The 15566-nt window shown below is 46.8% G+C and carries 31 protein-coding genes; all 31 read right to left on the minus strand.

What is annotated here, in order from left to right; genetic code table 11:
* Window positions 1-415: 415 nt before the first annotated feature.
* The gene (locus V7L97_RS07675; protein WP_333654755.1) at window positions 416-622 is read right to left on the minus strand and encodes a hypothetical protein; all 207 of its coding nucleotides are present in this window, start codon (window positions 620-622) and stop codon (window positions 416-418) included.
* A 63-nt stretch (window positions 623-685) separates the two neighbouring features.
* Window positions 686-1081 (minus strand): sigma-54-dependent transcriptional regulator, encoded by a 396-nt coding sequence (locus V7L97_RS07680; RefSeq protein WP_333654756.1) that lies wholly within the window; start codon window positions 1079-1081, stop codon window positions 686-688.
* A gap of 213 nt (window positions 1082-1294) precedes the next feature.
* Window positions 1295-1708, minus strand: a complete 414-nt coding sequence (gene rplQ, locus V7L97_RS07685; RefSeq protein ID WP_333654757.1) for a 50S ribosomal protein L17 — start codon at window positions 1706-1708, stop codon at window positions 1295-1297.
* Entirely contained in the window at window positions 1708-2709 is a 1002-nt protein-coding gene (locus V7L97_RS07690; RefSeq protein ID WP_333654759.1) for a DNA-directed RNA polymerase subunit alpha, read from the minus strand. Before V7L97_RS07690 ends, rplQ begins: the two co-directional genes overlap by 1 nt.
* A gap of 94 nt (window positions 2710-2803) precedes the next feature.
* Complete coding sequence (gene rpsD, locus V7L97_RS07695; protein WP_333654760.1) at window positions 2804-3430, minus strand: 30S ribosomal protein S4; 627 nt, start codon at window positions 3428-3430, stop codon at window positions 2804-2806.
* Window positions 3430-3816, minus strand: coding sequence for a 30S ribosomal protein S11 (rpsK, locus tag V7L97_RS07700; protein WP_333654761.1), 387 nt, complete (start codon window positions 3814-3816; stop codon window positions 3430-3432). The genes rpsD and rpsK overlap by 1 nt, the downstream gene beginning before the upstream one ends.
* A gap of 36 nt (window positions 3817-3852) precedes the next feature.
* Window positions 3853-4218, minus strand: coding sequence for a 30S ribosomal protein S13 (gene rpsM / locus V7L97_RS07705; RefSeq protein WP_333654763.1), 366 nt, complete (start codon window positions 4216-4218; stop codon window positions 3853-3855).
* A 56-nt stretch (window positions 4219-4274) separates the two neighbouring features.
* Window positions 4275-4388, minus strand: coding sequence for a 50S ribosomal protein L36 (gene rpmJ, locus V7L97_RS07710; protein ID WP_333654765.1), 114 nt, complete (start codon window positions 4386-4388; stop codon window positions 4275-4277).
* Window positions 4389-4439: 51 nt separating this feature from the next.
* Window positions 4440-4658: a translation initiation factor IF-1 gene (infA, locus tag V7L97_RS07715; RefSeq protein WP_333654767.1), complete on the minus strand. Its 219-nt coding sequence runs from the start codon at window positions 4656-4658 to the stop codon at window positions 4440-4442.
* A gap of 26 nt (window positions 4659-4684) precedes the next feature.
* Window positions 4685-5437 carry a type I methionyl aminopeptidase gene (map, locus tag V7L97_RS07720; protein ID WP_333654768.1) on the minus strand — a complete coding sequence of 251 codons (753 nt, stop codon included), beginning with the start codon at window positions 5435-5437 and terminating at the stop codon, window positions 4685-4687.
* A 21-nt stretch (window positions 5438-5458) separates the two neighbouring features.
* On the minus strand, window positions 5459-6766 hold the full coding sequence (secY, locus tag V7L97_RS07725) for a preprotein translocase subunit SecY (protein ID WP_333654769.1): 1308 nt from the start codon (window positions 6764-6766) through the stop codon (window positions 5459-5461).
* 2 nt (window positions 6767-6768) lie between these two features.
* Window positions 6769-7227, minus strand: a complete 459-nt coding sequence (gene rplO / locus V7L97_RS07730) for a 50S ribosomal protein L15 (RefSeq protein WP_333654771.1) — start codon at window positions 7225-7227, stop codon at window positions 6769-6771.
* Window positions 7228-7289: 62 nt separating this feature from the next.
* Window positions 7290-7814, minus strand: a complete 525-nt coding sequence (gene rpsE, locus V7L97_RS07735) for a 30S ribosomal protein S5 (RefSeq protein WP_333654772.1) — start codon at window positions 7812-7814, stop codon at window positions 7290-7292.
* A 6-nt stretch (window positions 7815-7820) separates the two neighbouring features.
* Window positions 7821-8180 carry a 50S ribosomal protein L18 gene (gene rplR / locus V7L97_RS07740; RefSeq protein WP_333654773.1) on the minus strand — a complete coding sequence of 120 codons (360 nt, stop codon included), beginning with the start codon at window positions 8178-8180 and terminating at the stop codon, window positions 7821-7823.
* Window positions 8181-8206: 26 nt separating this feature from the next.
* Window positions 8207-8749, minus strand: a complete 543-nt coding sequence (gene rplF, locus V7L97_RS07745) for a 50S ribosomal protein L6 (protein ID WP_333654774.1) — start codon at window positions 8747-8749, stop codon at window positions 8207-8209.
* Between the two features lie 28 nt (window positions 8750-8777).
* The gene (rpsH, locus tag V7L97_RS07750) at window positions 8778-9173 is read right to left on the minus strand and encodes a 30S ribosomal protein S8 (protein ID WP_333654775.1); all 396 of its coding nucleotides are present in this window, start codon (window positions 9171-9173) and stop codon (window positions 8778-8780) included.
* A 30-nt stretch (window positions 9174-9203) separates the two neighbouring features.
* Window positions 9204-9389: a type Z 30S ribosomal protein S14 gene (locus V7L97_RS07755; protein ID WP_333654776.1), complete on the minus strand. Its 186-nt coding sequence runs from the start codon at window positions 9387-9389 to the stop codon at window positions 9204-9206.
* Between the two features lie 11 nt (window positions 9390-9400).
* Window positions 9401-9943: a 50S ribosomal protein L5 gene (gene rplE, locus V7L97_RS07760; protein ID WP_333654777.1), complete on the minus strand. Its 543-nt coding sequence runs from the start codon at window positions 9941-9943 to the stop codon at window positions 9401-9403.
* 2 nt (window positions 9944-9945) lie between these two features.
* On the minus strand, window positions 9946-10263 hold the full coding sequence (rplX, locus tag V7L97_RS07765; protein ID WP_333654779.1) for a 50S ribosomal protein L24: 318 nt from the start codon (window positions 10261-10263) through the stop codon (window positions 9946-9948).
* Window positions 10264-10272: 9 nt separating this feature from the next.
* Window positions 10273-10641 (minus strand): 50S ribosomal protein L14, encoded by a 369-nt coding sequence (gene rplN, locus V7L97_RS07770; RefSeq protein ID WP_333654780.1) that lies wholly within the window; start codon window positions 10639-10641, stop codon window positions 10273-10275.
* Between the two features lie 2 nt (window positions 10642-10643).
* Window positions 10644-10892 carry a 30S ribosomal protein S17 gene (rpsQ, locus tag V7L97_RS07775; RefSeq protein ID WP_333654782.1) on the minus strand — a complete coding sequence of 83 codons (249 nt, stop codon included), beginning with the start codon at window positions 10890-10892 and terminating at the stop codon, window positions 10644-10646.
* Window positions 10893-10895: 3 nt separating this feature from the next.
* Complete coding sequence (gene rpmC, locus V7L97_RS07780) at window positions 10896-11090, minus strand: 50S ribosomal protein L29 (RefSeq protein ID WP_333654784.1); 195 nt, start codon at window positions 11088-11090, stop codon at window positions 10896-10898.
* A complete protein-coding gene (gene rplP, locus V7L97_RS07785) occupies window positions 11087-11506 on the minus strand; it encodes a 50S ribosomal protein L16 (RefSeq protein ID WP_333654787.1) in 420 nt (139 codons plus the stop codon). Before rplP ends, rpmC begins: the two co-directional genes overlap by 4 nt.
* Before the next feature lie 3 nt (window positions 11507-11509).
* The gene (rpsC, locus tag V7L97_RS07790; RefSeq protein WP_333654788.1) at window positions 11510-12166 is read right to left on the minus strand and encodes a 30S ribosomal protein S3; all 657 of its coding nucleotides are present in this window, start codon (window positions 12164-12166) and stop codon (window positions 11510-11512) included.
* Window positions 12166-12501, minus strand: coding sequence for a 50S ribosomal protein L22 (gene rplV / locus V7L97_RS07795; protein WP_333654789.1), 336 nt, complete (start codon window positions 12499-12501; stop codon window positions 12166-12168). The genes rpsC and rplV overlap by 1 nt, the downstream gene beginning before the upstream one ends.
* A gap of 14 nt (window positions 12502-12515) precedes the next feature.
* The gene (gene rpsS / locus V7L97_RS07800; RefSeq protein ID WP_333654790.1) at window positions 12516-12800 is read right to left on the minus strand and encodes a 30S ribosomal protein S19; all 285 of its coding nucleotides are present in this window, start codon (window positions 12798-12800) and stop codon (window positions 12516-12518) included.
* Between the two features lie 11 nt (window positions 12801-12811).
* Window positions 12812-13630: a 50S ribosomal protein L2 gene (gene rplB, locus V7L97_RS07805; protein WP_333654791.1), complete on the minus strand. Its 819-nt coding sequence runs from the start codon at window positions 13628-13630 to the stop codon at window positions 12812-12814.
* A gap of 15 nt (window positions 13631-13645) precedes the next feature.
* Complete coding sequence (gene rplW / locus V7L97_RS07810; protein ID WP_333654792.1) at window positions 13646-13933, minus strand: 50S ribosomal protein L23; 288 nt, start codon at window positions 13931-13933, stop codon at window positions 13646-13648.
* Window positions 13930-14577 (minus strand): 50S ribosomal protein L4, encoded by a 648-nt coding sequence (rplD, locus tag V7L97_RS07815; protein ID WP_333654793.1) that lies wholly within the window; start codon window positions 14575-14577, stop codon window positions 13930-13932. The genes rplW and rplD overlap by 4 nt, the downstream gene beginning before the upstream one ends.
* Before the next feature lie 16 nt (window positions 14578-14593).
* Window positions 14594-15205, minus strand: a complete 612-nt coding sequence (gene rplC, locus V7L97_RS07820) for a 50S ribosomal protein L3 (protein WP_333654795.1) — start codon at window positions 15203-15205, stop codon at window positions 14594-14596.
* A complete protein-coding gene (gene rpsJ / locus V7L97_RS07825) occupies window positions 15202-15507 on the minus strand; it encodes a 30S ribosomal protein S10 (protein WP_203473002.1) in 306 nt (101 codons plus the stop codon). The genes rplC and rpsJ overlap by 4 nt, the downstream gene beginning before the upstream one ends.
* Window positions 15508-15566: the final 59 nt, after the last annotated feature.

Below are 15566 nucleotides of genomic sequence, written 5' to 3' on the forward strand. Positions count from 1 at the left end.
CTTCCTTTCTTCCTTATCTTTTTATCAGAAAATAGAACCGTCCCATTTTCATTTCATTTTCATTTTTCATTTTTCCATTCGTTTATAATTCCATTGTTTTTCATGGCTGATAAATTCAGTTGATCCCAGTTTCAGGCTGTTCGCCTCTCTGTTTCTGCTCCTTTACCGGCCTGCATGAATCGCACTTTTCCCTCGTCTTTTCCATAAATGTGCTGAAGAAGAAGCAGTAGTGGGAATATTTTTCATCTTGAAATTTTCGACCACCTGATAATATTTGCAGATGTTGCATGCCATAACGCCCCCTGTATCCTAAAAAAACGCCTACAGGTTTTATACACCTTTTTCAACAATAAGTTCAACGTGAAGTCCGCTTCACATGATGGGTATTGAAAAATAAGGGAAATTTGGCGAGTTGTTATTCCGAAAGGTAGGCGCCTAAAATTTTGAGGAATTCTACTATCTTTTCTCCAAGACGGGTGAGGTGGTATGATCTTTCGCCGTGGTCTATCATCCTGAATTCCTTTAGTGTCTTCAGATGGAAAATAACCTTTGTATGGTCGTCTATCTCAAGGTTTTTTGTTATGTCGGTTAAACGCAGGCTTCCCTTTGAATAAAGCAGCATATGAGGATATCTCTACGTATGGGGCTGGATAAGGAGAAAAGGGTATCCTCAAGCCTTAACCTTTTAAGACCCTTTTCGAATTTTGCCTCGTCTTATTACCCGGCTTATAGTAGCAAGAAGCTCTTGCGGTACGTATGGTTTGGGCAGGTAGTCGCTTGCACCGCTTTTCATGGCATCCACTGCTCCTTCTACTGTGGCGAAGGCGGTAATCATGATCACTTTTATTTTCGGCCTGATCTTCTTGATCTCCTTGAGCGCTTCCATGCCGTCCATTACAGGCATCATCAAATCAAGGAGAACGATATCGAAATCCTCTGACGTAACCTTCTCTATTGCCTGCCTTCCGGAGACTGCGGTATCTGTAAGATAGCCGTTTCCTTCCAGCAGATCGGAAAGGTTTGCCCTTATCACTTTCTCGTCATCGACGATAAGTATTCTTTTCTTCTTATTTGCCTGCATGCTGAATTACATAATAAATGCTCGATAACAAAAAAGGGATTCGCTTTGCGAATCCCTTTCGTTAGAACTATATTCTGAAAATTTATTTGCACTTCTTAGAGTTTCCCGAACCCTTTTGCGGCACCGCTCAGGTGGGTACTCCGAGTTTTGGAAAGACAAAGAACTGAAGGATCACCCATACCAGGATTATTCCTGCTCCGATGAGTATGTCGTTCATTCTTTCTTACCTTCTTTTTCCTGACCCTTGCCTTGACCTTTTTCTTTTATGTCCTGATAATCGATAAATTCTATAATAGCCATTGGCGCCCTGTCATTGACCCTCTGTCTTGTCTGGACTATCCTCAGATAACCGCCGTTTCTGTCTGCAAACCTCGGAGCTATATCCGAAAAGAGCTTTGCCACAACAGTCCTGTTAGGAATATAGGACATTACCATCCTCTTGGAATGGAGGTCGCCGCGCTTGCCAAAGGTAACGAGCTTCTCTGCTATGCCTTTAATTGCCTTTGCCTTTGCCAGTGTTGTCTCTATCCTCTGGTGCTCGAAGAGGGACGATACGAGTCCCCTCAGCAATGCCTTTCTCTGGTTCGCTGTTCTATTGAAATTGCTGCCTGCTACTTTATGGCGCATTATCTACCTCCCCTCACCAATTCATCCATGTCTATTCTCATGCCGAAGTTCAATCCCATGCCCACGAGTATCTCCTTTATCTCGTTCAGGGACTTGCGGCCAAAGTTCTTTGTCCTGAGCATCTCGTGCTCTGTCTTCTGAACAAGGTCTCCGATTGTTTTTATATTGGCATTCTTGAGGCAGTTATATGCCCTGACAGAGAGTTCCAGCTCATCGATGCTCTTCAGCAGGTTCTCATTCAAGGATGGATTGGATGCAGCCGCAATCATGGAACCCGCTGTCTCTTCGGTTATCTCCTCTTCCTCTACAAAGATAAGCAGGTCGAGATGGTCTATGAGTATCGATGCTGCATCGCTCACCGCCTTCTTAGGGGTTATGCTTCCGTCGGTCCATACCTCCATGATAAGCCTGTCATAATCCGTAGCCCTTCCTACCCTTGCCTTCTCAACCCAGAAGTTCACCTTCTTTATGGGGCTGAATACAGAATCTATGGCAAGCACATCGATGGGGAGACCCTCTTCTTTATTTATCTCTGCCGATATATAGCCCTTTCCCTTTTTTACGTACATCTCTATTTCCAGCGTGGTGCCGTTGTCAACCGTGGCGATACGATGGTCTCTGTTCAAAACCTCGACACTGGGATCTGTCTCTATATCAGCGCCTGTCACAACCTTCGGGCCCTTTACTTTCACGGTTGCGGTCTTCCTGCCGTCACCGTGCATCTTGAACCTCAGTTTCTTTATGTTCAGGATAATATCGACAACGTCTTCCTTTACACCCTTTATGCTGGAAAATTCGTGCAAAACACCGGGGATTCTCACTGCGGTAACAGCAGCTCCCTCTATCGAGGAAAGCAAAATCCTGCGCAGCGAATTTCCTATGGTAGTACCGAACCCGCGCTCAAGCGGCTCTACGACCAGCTTGCCGTAGGAATCGGTAAGGGTTTCCTCATCAAAGTTAATCTTTTTGGGTAACTGAAAGCCTTTTTTAACAAGATCCATGTAAGGCCTCCTATGCCTGTATAATTCTGCTTTTAATTATTTCTAAAAATAAAAAACCGAGTCGGTTATCCCCGGTATCCTGAAATTCAAAGTCTTACTTCGAATAGAGCTCGACTATAAGCTGCTCATGGACAGACAGTTTTATCTCTTCCCGCGAAGGAATCCTGACAAACTTACCCTTCATATTCTGCATGTCCAGTTCTATCCATTCTGGAAATCCCTTGTGCTCCGCCATTGACAGGCTATCGGATATTGCCTGCAGCTGCCTGCTGGCCTCTCTGACCTCGACCACATCGCCGGGCCTGAGGAGATAGGAAGGGATATCGACTGTTCCGCCATTGACAAGGAAATGTCCGTGCTTCACAAGCTGCCGAGCCTCTCTCCTGTTTGTCGAAAATCCCATTCTATAGACAACGTTATCGAGCCTTCTCTCAAGCAACTGGAGCAGGGCCTCGCCTGTTACGCCTTTCATGCGTGATGCCTTTTTAAAATATATCCTGAACTGGTCCTCCATCACGCCGTATATCCTTCTGACCTTCTGCTTTTCCCTCAACTGTATGCCGTAGTCAGAAAGCTTTCCCCTGTTCTGCCCGTGCTGTCCGGGGGCGTATTTTCTTTTTTCAACCGCGCATTTGTCGGTGTAGCATCTGCTGCCCTTTAAAAAGAGCTTCTCTCCCTCTCTCCTGCACAGTCTGCATAATGCACCGGTATATCTTGCCATTACACCCTCCTCCTTTTCGGCGGTCTGCAGCCGTTGTGCGGAACAGGGGTAACATCCTTAATCAATGTTATCTCAAGTCCTGCTGCCTGAAGTGCGCGGATTGCCGTCTCCCTGCCGGCGCCGGGGCCCTTTACATAAACGTCCACGTGCTTAAGCCCCATCTCCATTGCCTTTTTTGCTGCTGTCTCTGACGCTGTCTGTGCAGCAAAGGGAGTGCCTTTCCTTGCCCCCTTGAAACCAAGGCTTCCTGCACTCGACCATGCTATCACATTGCCGCCCTGGTCGGTTATGGTAATTATTGTATTATTAAAAGTGGTCTGTATATGGGCTGAGCCACTGGGTATATTCTTCTTAACCTTCTTGTCTGCTCTCTTTTTCTGGGCCATCAAATAAACTCCTCCTTCTTTATGTTTTCCTTTGGCTTACTTTTTCTTGACCACAAGCTTTCTTGGACCTTTTCGTGTCCTCGCATTGGTCCTTGTCCTCTGTCCTCTCACAGGCAGGTGGGCCTTATGCCTGAGCCCTCTATAGCAACCGATATCATGAAGCCTCTTTATATCCATCGATATTTCACGCCTCAGGTCGCCCTCTACCTTATAATCCCTTTCTATGAGGCTCCTTATTTTAACAATATCCTCATCGGTAAGGTCTTTCACCCTCGTGTTCGGGTTTACATTTGTTTCTGTAAGTATCTTATTGGATAAAGACCTTCCAATGCCGAATATGCGTGTAAGTCCTACTTCCACACGCTCACTCTTCGGCAGGTCAACACCAGCTATTCTCGCCATAAAAACTCCTTCTTTATTTTAATTTGAAATCTGAAATTTCAAATTTGAAATTTTTATTATCCCTGTCTCTGCTTGTGTCTTGGGTTTTCGCAGAGAATCCTTATAACACCTTTTCTCTTGACAATCTTGCATTTAGAACATATAGGCTTTACAGACGGCCTTACCTTCATACAAATCCTCCATAGTAATATAGATCATATAAGTCGTATAGGTCATATATCCTACTTAAATCTATAAGTAATGCGTCCCTTTGTAAGGTCATAGGGAGAGAGCTCCACAGTAACCTTGTCTCCAGGCAGTATCTTTATAAAATGCATCCTCATCTTGCCGGATACATAGGCAAGTATTACCTGCCCGTTCTCAAGCTCTACCCTGAACATCGCATTCGGCAAGGTTTCTACGATTGTTCCCTGAAGTTCGATATTTTCTTCTTTCGACATATTTTAAGCTTATAATTATACCTATCTCATGAGAGTTTAGTCAAGATTTCAGCGCCATTTTTTGTTATTACAACTGTATGCTCATAATGGGCTGACAGGCTGCCGTCTGCGGTAATCGCTGTCCAGCCGTCATCCAGTATCTTAACGTCAGGGCCTCCGGCATTGACCATGGGCTCAACTGCCATGGTCATACCCTCTTTCAACCTCGGCCCCTGTCCCGGTTTCCCGAAGTTCGGAACCTGCGGCTCTTCGTGGAGCGAACGGCCGATGCCGTGGCCGACAAAGGCCCTCACCACCGAAAACCCATTGGACTCCACATGATCCTGTATTGCGGCAGATATATCGGAAACTCTGTTTCCGGCTACCGCCTTTTCAATTCCCTTGTAGAAGGCTTCCTCTGTCACCATGATAAGCCGTGATGCCTCAGGACTTATATCTCCAACAGGAATGGTCAAAGCTGCATCGCCATAAAATCCGTCCAGTATCGCCCCTAAATCTATGCTCACAATATCGCCGTTTTTTAGTCTTGCTGCCATGGATGGTATCCCGTGCACAACCTGCTCGTTTACAGATATGCATACACTCGATGGATACCCTCTGTATCCCTTAAAGGCAGGGGTTGCACCCCTCTTATTTATTTCCCTATCCACATACGCCTCTATATCGGCAGTGGATATGCCTATCTTAACAAAGGCTTTAAGACCTTCCAGAATCTCTGCCACTATGCGGCATGCAGCGGCTATCTTATTTATTTCTGACTGAGATTTAATTATTATCACATCTGTTTGCTGCTTAATGTTTCAGCCTCTTCTGCCCCTCAGCCTTCCTTTCTTAAGGAAGCCTTCATAAGACCTTGTCACGAGATGGGATTCTATCTGCGAAGCAGTGTCAAGGGCAACACCAACAGCTATGAGAAGGGATGTGCCTCCAAAATAGAACGGCAGATTGAATTTCCCGATTAAAAGCTCAGGCATGACGCATACTATGGCCAGATAAACCGCGCCGATAAAGGTAAGCCTTGTGAGCACCCTGTATATATATTCGGAGGTTTTCTGACCGGGCCTGATCCCTGGAATAAAACCGCCATGTTTTTGTAAGTTATCTGCAATATCCACAGGGTTGAATATTACTGCTGTATAAAAGTAGCTGAAGAAGAATATCAAGCCCACATACAGGGTTGTATACATTGCAGTCCCCGGGGATAATTGCTTTGCTATGCCCTGAACCCATGGTATGCTGATAAAGCCTGCAACAGTTGCAGGAAACATTATTATGGATGATGCGAATATGGGAGGGATAACTCCCGATGTATTGATCTTTAAAGGCAGATAGGTAGTCTGTCCGCCAAAGACCTTTCTGCCCACAACTCTTTTTGCATACTGGACAGGTATCTTCCTCTGCCCCCTCTCTATGAATACGATACCGCCCACTACAGCGACCATCATCACAACAAGAATGAGGACAAAGAATACGGACAGTTCTCCAGCCCTTACAAGATTAAAGGTGTTGAATATGGCATTGGGGAATCTCGCAACTATTCCTGCAAAAATTATCAGGGATATGCCGTTGCCGATGCCCCTCTCGGTTATCTGCTCGCCGAGCCACATCAAAAAGACAGTGCCCGATGTGAGTGTAATCATTGTAAGAAGCCTGAACGACCATCCAGGATTCTGTACAAACTGGCCGCCTGACATGCCTTCTATGCCGATGGCTATTCCCAAAGACTGGATGGCGGCTATGACAACAGTGGCATACCTCGTGTATTTAACGATCTTCTTTTTGCCTGCTTCTCCTTCCTTTGCGAGTCTTCCGAGTGCAGGAATGACAACTGTCAGGAGCTGGAATATGATGGATGCACTGATATAAGGCATTATGCCGAGGGCAAAGATGGTGACCCTGGACAATGCACCGCCGGAAAACATATCGAAAAAGCCCATGAGGGCTCCCCTTTTTTCCGTGAGGAATTTGCTCAGAGCATCGCCATTGATCCCCGGTGTTGGTATGTGTGCTCCGATTCTATAGACAGTGAGGAGGCTTAATGTGAAAAGAACCCTGACTTTGAGCTCAGGGATCTTAAATATATTTCTGATGTTTGCAAGGACTCCCAATGTTAAAGCACCTTTGAAGGCGAAAGTATTTCAGCCTTACCGCCGGCAGCATTTATCTTTGATACTGCTGAAGCGCTAAAGGCATGGGCCTTTATGGTCAATGGCTTGTTTACAGTGCCTTCACCGAGTATCTTTATGCCATATTTTAAATCCTTTATAACCCTCTTCTCTAAAAGCGTCTCGGGAGTTATGGTATCGATATCAAGTTTTACCAGATCACTGAGATTTAAAACCGCATACACCTTCTTAAAGGGAGCATTCTTAAACCCCCTCTTGGGCAATCTCCTCTGCAAAGGCGTCTGACCGCCCTCGAAGGAAGGACCTTTTGTGCCTCCGGAACGGGACTTCTGTCCTTTATGCCCTTTTGTGGCTGTCTTTCCGTGTCCTGAGCCTGGGCCACGACCTATTCTCTTAGACCGCCTTTTGCTGCCTCCTCCCGGAGTTAAATCCTGTATCTTCATGGTTATCTTTTCTGACCTCCTACTTTAACTGTTCAAACAGTTTGAACCGTTCAAACTGTTGACTATTCGTTCGTCTCTTCTGCTGCAGGCTCTTCCTCTGATTTGCCCCTGAGCTTTAAAACAGCATCGGGGTCTTTCAGGCTGCCGAGCCCGTCCAGTGTTGCCTTTACGGCATTAAACGGATTATGACTGCCGAGAGACTTTGCAACGATGTCGTGTATTCCCGCCACCTCAAAGACAGCGCGGACAGGACCGCCGGCAATCAGCCCTGTACCCTTCTTTGCAGGGTTCATGATCACAGAGTTCGAGCCGTACCGCCCGATGATCCTGTGGGGTATTGTTCCTTCCTTCAACGGGAACCTCATGAGTCTTTTCTTTGCCTGTTCCACGGCCTTTCTTATGGCCTCGGGGACTTCTGTTGCCTTGCCTTTGCCAACGCCGACGATGCCGTTTTCGTCTCCGACCACAACGAGGGCGCTGAAGGAGAATCTCCTGCCGCCCTTCACAACCTTGGCAACCCTGTTTATGTACACAACCTTGTCTTTTAAACTAAGCCCCTCGGCGTCGATCCTCTCACTCTTCACCATAACCTCCTAAAACTCCAGTCCGCCTTCCCTTGCGGCTTCAGCAAGGGCCTTTATGCAGCCATGATATTTATACCCGCCTCTGTCAAATACTACACTCTTTATTCCGGCCTTTGCTGCCTTTAATGCAAGCAATTGGCCGGCCTTTTTGGCCATTGCCACATTACCTTTATGTCCCTTCTCCTCCTTGAGCTCCTTATCGAGGGTTGAGACAGAGGCAACGGTATGCCCTTTTGTATCGTCAATGATCTGGGCATATATATGGTTAAGGCTTCTAAAGACGCTGAGCCTCGGTCTTTCAGCCGTCCCGAATACCCTTTTTCTTATCCTCGCATGTCTTCTTTTCCTTGCCAGTTCCTTAATATTCACCAATCTCCTCCTGTACTCCTATGCCTCTATTTCTTGCCTGTCTTACCGGCCTTCAGCTTGATCCCCTCGCCTGCATACCTGATGCCTTTGCCCTTGTAAGCATCAGGCGCCCTGAGTTCTTTAATGTTCGCCGCAACCTGCCCCAAAAGCTGCTTGTCAATACCGCTGAGGGTAATTGTCGTCTGTTTTTCATCAACCTTTGCGCTAACACCGGCAGGCAGCTCAAATTCAACAGGATGGGAGTAGCCGAGTGTAAATACAATCTTATTGCCCTTCACCTGTGCCCTGTAGCCGATACCGGTTATTTCAAGCACCCTTTCATATCCTCTTGAAACGCCATTCACCATATTGGATAGCAAGCTGCGTGCAAGTCCATGGAGCGCCCTGTCCACCTTTGTATCCGAGCCTCTTTCTAACAGGAGCTTGCTGTCTGTAAGGGAGGCCTTAATGCCTTCAGGGAGGGAGTAACTGAGTTCGCCCTTCGGGCCTTTTACCTTGACCATACCATTCTTAAGCTCTACATTTACACCCTGAGGTATATCTACGGGTTGTTTGCCTATCCTCGACATCTATCTCTCCTTTTGCCTATTGCCTTTTTTACCATACATAGCACAGCACTTCGCCGCCAACGCCTTCATTCCGGCATCCCTTGTCGCTCAATATGCCCTTCGGCGTTGTGATAATTGCAATTCCGACCCCGCCCATTACCCGCGGCACGTCGCTCTTTCCAACATAAACCCTTCTTCCGGGTTTGCTTATCCTCTTGAGCCCTGATACCACAGGCTCGTTTTCAGAAGTATATTTAAGGGTCACCCTTAGAATGCCCTGTTTTTTATCCTTGATGATCTTATAGGACTTTATGAACCCCTCTTCCTTTAATATCTTTGCTATCTCAACCTTCATCTTGGAAGCAGGTATATCAACCTTTTCGCTCTTTATGAGAATCGCATTCCTCATTCGCGTCAGCATGTCTGAAATTGGATCAGTGAGCATCTATCCTCCTTACTCCTTAATTCCTTGGTCTTACCAGCTTGATTTTGTTACCCCGGGTATCTGTCCCTTAAGGGCAAGTGTCCTGAAACAAATTCTACAAAGGCCGAACTTCCTTATATATGCCTTTGGCCTGCCGCATACCTTGCATCTATTGTGAGCCCTTACCCTGAATTTTGGCGGTCTTTTAGACTTCTCGATCATGCATGTTTTTGCCACAAAGTCCTCCTTTACCTTCTAAAAGGCATTCCGAATTGCCTCAGCAATGCCTTGCACTCTTCGTCTGTTTTTGCGGTGGTGCATATGGTGATGTCAAGACCATGCACCATTTCGACCTTATCATAGTCTATCTCAGGGAATATATACTGCTCCTTAAGGCCGAAGGTGTAATTGCCTTTGCCGTCAAAGGACTTCCCGGAAAGTCCCTTAAAATCCCTTATCCTCGGCAATGCAAGGCTGATGAGCCTGTCTAAGAATTCATACATCCTCTCGCCCCTCAGGGTAACCTTGCATCCAAGGGGAACTCCCTTTTTCAGTTTAAAGCCTGCTATTGCCTTCTTTGACTTTGTTACAAGCGCCTTCTGGCCCGTAATTGCTGCAAGTTCCCTTTCCGCAGCATCGAGGAGCTTTATATTCTGTGTTGCCTCTCCGAGGGTAACGTGAACCACAACCTTTTCGAGCCTCGGAACCTGCATAATGCTTTTATATGAGAACTCCTTCATTATTGCCGGCACAATCTCTTTTGTATATTTTTCCTTCAGCCTGGGTGCCATTATCAGTCTATGACCTCCTTGCACTTCTTGCATGTCCTCAGTTTTCTTCCGTCGTCAAATAACGTGCTGCCTATCCTTGTGGGCTTATTGCATTTCGGGCACATAAGCATGACATTGGATATATGTATCGGTGCCTCTTTCTCGATTATCCCGCCCTGTGTATATTGCCTGCCCGGCTTCATATGTTTCTTTACGATGTTTAAGCCTTCAACAATAACACGCTCCTTTGTCGGCAGGACAGAAAGCACCCTTCCGCTCTTTCCCTTGTTCTTTCCTGCTATAACGAGTGCCGTATCACCTTTTTTAATCCTTAAACCCACCTTATCCTCCTACAGAACCTCCGGGGCAAGGGATATGATCTTCATGAATTCCTTCCATCTCAATTCCCTTGCAACCGGACCAAATATTCTCGTTCCTATGGGCTCCATCTGGTTATTTATAAGAACGACTGCATTCTGGTCAAATCTTATGTACGAGCCGTCAGGTCTCCTTGCCTCTTTCCTTGTTCTGACAACAACGGCCTTTGCCTTTGCACCCTTCTTTATATTACCTTCCGGAATAGCCTCTTTCACGCTCACGACAATGATGTCGCCGAGCCTCGCATATCTCCTGTTAGAACCACCAAGCACCCTTATGCACTGGACCCTTTTGGCTCCTGAGTTGTCTGCTACTTCAAGAATGCTCCTCGGCTGTATCATATCTATCTGCCCTCGCCTTCAATTATTTTAATTACCTGCCACCTTTTATCCTTGCTCATCGGTCTGCTCTCGATTATCTGGACTGTATCTCCAGCCTTGCATCTATTTTCTTCGTCGTGTGCCTTGAACTTTGTGATCTTTTTAACTGTCTTTTTATATAATGGATGCTGGAATGTCCTTGTTACGGCAACAACCACGGTCTTGTCCATCTTATCGCTCACTACCTTACCTGTATAAACCTTCTTAGGCATTTCCTATACCCCTTTTTGTTTTTGCGTCATTACAGTAAGCACTCGTGCTATATCCTTGCGAACTGCACGCACCCTCATATTGTTTGCCAGCTCTCCCTTTGAAAGCTGAAACCTCAGGTTGAACAGTTCCTTTCTCAAGTCCATCTCTTTCTGCTTTAATTCCTCTATCGAAAGTCCTCTGATCTCGGAGGGCTTCATGATACAGCCTCCTCTCTCTTTACGAATTTTGTTGCAACCGGCAGCTTCCGAGAGGCGCGTATGAATGCCTCCTTTGCCACCTCTTCGCTGATTCCAGATACTTCATACAGTATCCTTCCGGGCTTTATAACGGCAACCCAGTATTCGGGATTGCCCTTTCCCTTACCCATCCTTGTCTCAGCAGGCTTCTTGGTTATGGGCTTGTCAGGGAATATCCTTATCCAGACCTTGCAGCCCTTTTTGGCATGCCTTGTTATGGCGACCCTGGCAGCCTCTATCTGGCGGCTTGTTATCCAGCCCGGCTCCATAGCCTTTATGCCGAACTCGCCGAAGGACACATCGGCTCCCCTGTAAGCCTTGCCGCTCATATTGCCCTTCATCATCTTTCTGAATTTAACTTTCTTAGGCGCTAACATGTATTACTCTCCTAATGGCGAAGTTCCTGATTGCTCCGGGAGCACATCGCCGTGGTATATCCAGACCTTTATGCCTATCTTGCCGTAGGTTGTCCTCGACTCTGCAAAGCCGTAATCCACATCTGCCCTGAATGTGCTGAGGGGAACCCTTCCCTCCCTGTACCACTCGGACCGTGCTATTTCGGCGCCTGCAAGCCTTCCGGAGCACTGGACCTTTATTCCAAGTGCACCGAACCTCTGGGCAGAGGATACTGCACGCTTTAATGCCCTTCTGAATGCAACCCTCTTTTCGAGCTGCAGCGCTATATTTTCTGCAACGAGCTGTGCATTTACTTCCGGCTTTCTTACCTCTTTTATATCGATGGCAACCTGTTTGCCTGTTATATCTTCTATTTGTTTTTTCAGCTTTTCTACTTCAGCGCCCTTCTTTCCTATTATTATTCCGGGTCTTGCCGTATATATTATAATCTTCAGTTTCTGGCCCGGCCTCTCTATCTCTATCTTCGAAACGCCTGCGTGGAATAATTTCTCTTTAATCATATTGCGTACATTTATGTCCTCAATAAGGCTGTCTGCGTAGCCTTTTTTCTGGAACCACCGGGACTCCCACGTCCTTATTATTCCTATTCTGTTGCCTATTGGATTCGTCTTCTGGCCCATTATTCCTCCGACAGGATAATTGTTATATGAGATGTTCTCTTCTTAATCACATTTGCCCTGCCCATGGCACGGGGTTCCATCCGCTTCATAACAGGCCCCTGATCGACAAGGGCGGTCTTTATCTTTAATTTATCTATATCCACATGGCTGTTCTTCTGCTCGGCGTTTGACATTGCCGATTTCAAAAGCTTCGCAATAAGCCCTGCGCCTCTGTACGGCATATACCTGAGGGCTGTCAACGCCTCTGATGCCCCCTTGCCCCTTATCAGGTCTATAACCCTTCTCGCCTTTCTCGGCGTAATCTTTGCATATTTCAAAATTGCCCTTGATTCCATATCGATATCCTCTATTAGCCCTTCACCGATGTTGTCTTTTCTGAGCCTGCATGGCTTTTGAATGTCCTTGTTGGCGCAAACTCGCCAAGCTTGTGTCCAACCATATTTTCTGTAACATACACTGGTATGAACTTCCTTCCGTTATGCACTGCAAATGTAAAGCCTATAAATTCAGGCATTATCGTGGATCTCCTGGACCATGTCTTTATCATCTTCTTGTCTCCCGACGAAAGCATGTCTTCCACCTTTTTTATCAGCTTTGGCTCCACATAAGGCCCTTTTTTTAAGGATCTCGGCACTTATTCCTCCTTTACTTCCTTCTCTTTACTATAAACTTGTCTGTTCTTTTGTTACGCCTTGTCTTGACGCCTTCAGGCTTGCCCCATGGAGAGCATGCGGGCCTGCCTCCTGAAGACTTGCCTTCGCCACCACCCAATGGATGGTCTATAGGGTTCATGGCAACGCCCCTGACATGAGGCCTCTTGCCCAGATATCTTTTCCTTCCTGCCTTGCCGTATGTGACATTCTCATGCTCGACATTTCCGACCTGCCCGATGGTTGCCATGCATGAGGTCATGACTATTCTCACTTCTCCAGAAGGCATCTTTATCTGCGCGAACTTGCCTTCCTTTGCGACAATCTGGGCGGCTGCGCCGGCAGCCCTTACGAGCTTTGCACCCTGTCCGGGATTTAACTCTATGTTGTGAATCATCGTGCCGAGGGGAATGGCATTTATCGGCATTGCATTTCCCGGCTTTATCTCTGCATCAGGGCCTGTCATTACTGTATCTCCGACACCGAGCCCCACAGGTGCAAGTATATACCTGTGCTCGCCGTCCCTGTACTTGAGAAGGGCTATGCGTGCAGACCTGTTGGGATCATACTCTATTGTCTTAACAACAGCCGGCATGCCTATTTTTTCGCGATTAAAATCTATCATCCTGTATATGCGCTTGTTTCCTCCGCCCCTCTGCCATGCTGTAATCTGTCCTTTATTGTTCCTTCCGCCTGTCTTCCTTAAAGGCGCTGAAAGCGGCTTATAGGGACTATCGGCTGTTATGTCCTTGTAGTCTGATGAACTCTGGAATCTCCTTCCAGGCGATGTCGGATTATATTTCCTTATACCCATTTTTCTCTCTTCCTTTTAGGCCTCGATAAAATCGAGCTTTTCGCCCTTCTTTAACGTTATTATTGCCTTCTTCCTGTCCGGGGTCTTGCCTACCGACCTCCCGTACCTCTTCATCTTGCCCTTTTCATTGATTGTTGCCACCTTTGCAACCTTTACCTTGAATACCTCTTCCACAGCCTTTTTAATCTCGTGCTTGTTCGAGTCGGGATTTACCTCCAAGAGCACCTTGTTCTCCCTCTCCTTTATGTCCATGCCCTTTTCAGTAAAAAGAGGCCTTTTGATTACATCGTAAATTATCTTCATACAGCCACCTCCGCCTTAACCTCCAAATTGGACTGCAGCTTTGATATGGCATCCGCAGTAAAAAGAACGCAGTCAAACGCTGCCACCTGATAGGCATTAAGGTCCGACACCCTGACAACATCTGCCGTCGGAATGTTCTTGACAGAAAGCATTATATTATCATCCTTTTCTGGAAGAACTATGAGTACCGTCTTTCCGGATAAACCAATATTGGTTAAAATCTTAACCATCTCTTTTGTCTTCGGCTTATCCATAGAGATGGAGTCGACCACAGCTATCTCTCCGTCGGATAGCTTCATTGTCAGGGCCTTGTATAATGCGGCCTTTCTCATATTCTTCGGCAGATTGACAGAGTAGTCGCGGGGCTGAGGCCCGAATGCAATACCACCGCCTCTCCAGATCGGAGACCTTATGCTGCCGTGCCTTGCCCTTCCTGTCTTCTTCTGTCTCCATGGCTTCTTGCCGCCGCCGCTAACCATACTGACCGTCTTTGTGGCATGGGTTCCCTGCCTCTGGTTTGCGAGATAGCTTACAACAGCGCTATGCACCACCGACTCAGAAGCAGTGCTGTTGAATATTGCTTCTGAAAGGGCTATTTTGCCCTTTGCATTGTTATTTATGTCTTTAACCTCTATCTCAAACATGTCCTTCTCCCTGTATTTAAGCCTTCCTTATCTCTACGATCGAGTTTGTAGCTCCCGGCACAGCACCCTTTATCAGTATGAGATTCTGCTCGGGACGGACATCGATGACGGTAAGGTTTCTTATTGTAACCTTATCGCTGCCCATGTGTCCCGCCATCCTCTGCCCCCTCCAAACCCTTGAAGGGAATGAGCTTGCACCAATGGAACCCGGTGCCCTGTTAAACATGGAGCCGTGTGAATCCGGGCCTCCTTTAAATCTATGCCTCTTCATGACGCCCTGAAATCCCTTGCCCTTTGATATTCCTGAGACTGTTACTTTATCGCCTTTGCTGAAGCTGTCGGCCTTGATCATATCTCCCACCTGCAGACCTGAAATATGGAACTCCTTTACTATCCTGAACAGCGGTGTTCCTGCCTTTTTAAAGACGCCTGCGAGGGGTTTGGTCACATTCTTTTCTTTTCTTACCTCGATAAAACCGACCTTTACGGCCTCGTATCCGTCCTTATCCGGTGTCTTGACCTGAACCACGCAGCACGGCCCTGCCTCTATTACCGTAACAGGTACGAGCTTGCCGTCCTCTGTGAATATCTGTGTCATGCCGAGCTTTTTGCCTAAAATACCTGTCATAGCTTTATCTCCACATCTACCCCTGAAGCGAGTTCAAGCTTCATTAATGCATCGACAGTATCGGGGGTTGGATCATATATATCTATAAGCCTTTTATGAGTCCTTATCTCAAATTGCTCCCTGGACTTTTTATCCACATGGGGCGACCTCAGGATAGTAAACTTGTTTATCCTCGTCGGCAAGGGTATGGGACCCGCAATCCGCGCACCCGTCCTCTGTGCTGTATCCACTATCTCCTTTACAGACTGGTCCAGCAATCTGTGGTCGTAAGCCTTTAATTTTATCCTGATCTTTTGGTTCACCTTTTTACTCCAACACCTCAGTAACAACCCCAGCACCTACTGTCCTTCCGCCCTCTCTT

It is taken from the genome of Dissulfurispira sp. (genome assembly GCF_036745535.1).
Classification (GTDB): domain Bacteria; phylum Nitrospirota; class Thermodesulfovibrionia; order Thermodesulfovibrionales; family Dissulfurispiraceae; genus Dissulfurispira.

Bases quoted from the DNA above. Each gene is read 5' to 3' on its own strand.
- V7L97_RS07675 (WP_333654755.1), bottom strand. From the start codon at position 622: ATGCTGCTTTATTCAAAGGGAAGCCTGCGTTTAACCGACATAACAAAA.
- V7L97_RS07680 (WP_333654756.1), bottom strand. From the start codon at position 1,081: ATGCAGGCAAATAAGAAGAAAAGAATACTTATCGTCGATGACGAGAAA.
- rplQ (WP_333654757.1), bottom strand. From the start codon at position 1,708: ATGCGCCATAAAGTAGCAGGCAGCAATTTCAATAGAACAGCGAACCAG.
- V7L97_RS07690 (WP_333654759.1), bottom strand. From the start codon at position 2,709: ATGGATCTTGTTAAAAAAGGCTTTCAGTTACCCAAAAAGATTAACTTT.
- rpsD (WP_333654760.1), bottom strand. From the start codon at position 3,430: ATGGCAAGATATACCGGTGCATTATGCAGACTGTGCAGGAGAGAGGGA.
- rpsK (WP_333654761.1), bottom strand. From the start codon at position 3,816: ATGGCCCAGAAAAAGAGAGCAGACAAGAAGGTTAAGAAGAATATACCC.
- rpsM (WP_333654763.1), bottom strand. From the start codon at position 4,218: ATGGCGAGAATAGCTGGTGTTGACCTGCCGAAGAGTGAGCGTGTGGAA.
- rpmJ (WP_333654765.1), bottom strand. From the start codon at position 4,388: ATGAAGGTAAGGCCGTCTGTAAAGCCTATATGTTCTAAATGCAAGATT.
- infA (WP_333654767.1), bottom strand. From the start codon at position 4,658: ATGTCGAAAGAAGAAAATATCGAACTTCAGGGAACAATCGTAGAAACC.
- rplO (WP_333654771.1), bottom strand. From the start codon at position 7,227: ATGAAGATACAGGATTTAACTCCGGGAGGAGGCAGCAAAAGGCGGTCT.
- rpsE (WP_333654772.1), bottom strand. From the start codon at position 7,814: ATGGTGAAGAGTGAGAGGATCGACGCCGAGGGGCTTAGTTTAAAAGAC.
- rplF (WP_333654774.1), bottom strand. From the start codon at position 8,749: ATGTCGAGGATAGGCAAACAACCCGTAGATATACCTCAGGGTGTAAAT.
- rpsH (WP_333654775.1), bottom strand. From the start codon at position 9,173: ATGCTCACTGATCCAATTTCAGACATGCTGACGCGAATGAGGAATGCG.
- rplE (WP_333654777.1), bottom strand. From the start codon at position 9,943: ATGGCACCCAGGCTGAAGGAAAAATATACAAAAGAGATTGTGCCGGCA.
- rplN (WP_333654780.1), bottom strand. From the start codon at position 10,641: ATGATACAGCCGAGGAGCATTCTTGAAGTAGCAGACAACTCAGGAGCC.
- rpsQ (WP_333654782.1), bottom strand. From the start codon at position 10,892: ATGCCTAAGAAGGTTTATACAGGTAAGGTAGTGAGCGATAAGATGGAC.
- rpmC (WP_333654784.1), bottom strand. From the start codon at position 11,090: ATGAAGCCCTCCGAGATCAGAGGACTTTCGATAGAGGAATTAAAGCAG.
- rplP (WP_333654787.1), bottom strand. From the start codon at position 11,506: ATGTTAGCGCCTAAGAAAGTTAAATTCAGAAAGATGATGAAGGGCAAT.
- rpsC (WP_333654788.1), bottom strand. From the start codon at position 12,166: ATGGGCCAGAAGACGAATCCAATAGGCAACAGAATAGGAATAATAAGG.
- rplV (WP_333654789.1), bottom strand. From the start codon at position 12,501: ATGGAATCAAGGGCAATTTTGAAATATGCAAAGATTACGCCGAGAAAG.
- rplB (WP_333654791.1), bottom strand. From the start codon at position 13,630: ATGGGTATAAGGAAATATAATCCGACATCGCCTGGAAGGAGATTCCAG.
- rplW (WP_333654792.1), bottom strand. From the start codon at position 13,933: ATGAAGATAATTTACGATGTAATCAAAAGGCCTCTTTTTACTGAAAAG.
- rplD (WP_333654793.1), bottom strand. From the start codon at position 14,577: ATGTTTGAGATAGAGGTTAAAGACATAAATAACAATGCAAAGGGCAAA.
- rplC (WP_333654795.1), bottom strand. From the start codon at position 15,205: ATGACAGGTATTTTAGGCAAAAAGCTCGGCATGACACAGATATTCACA.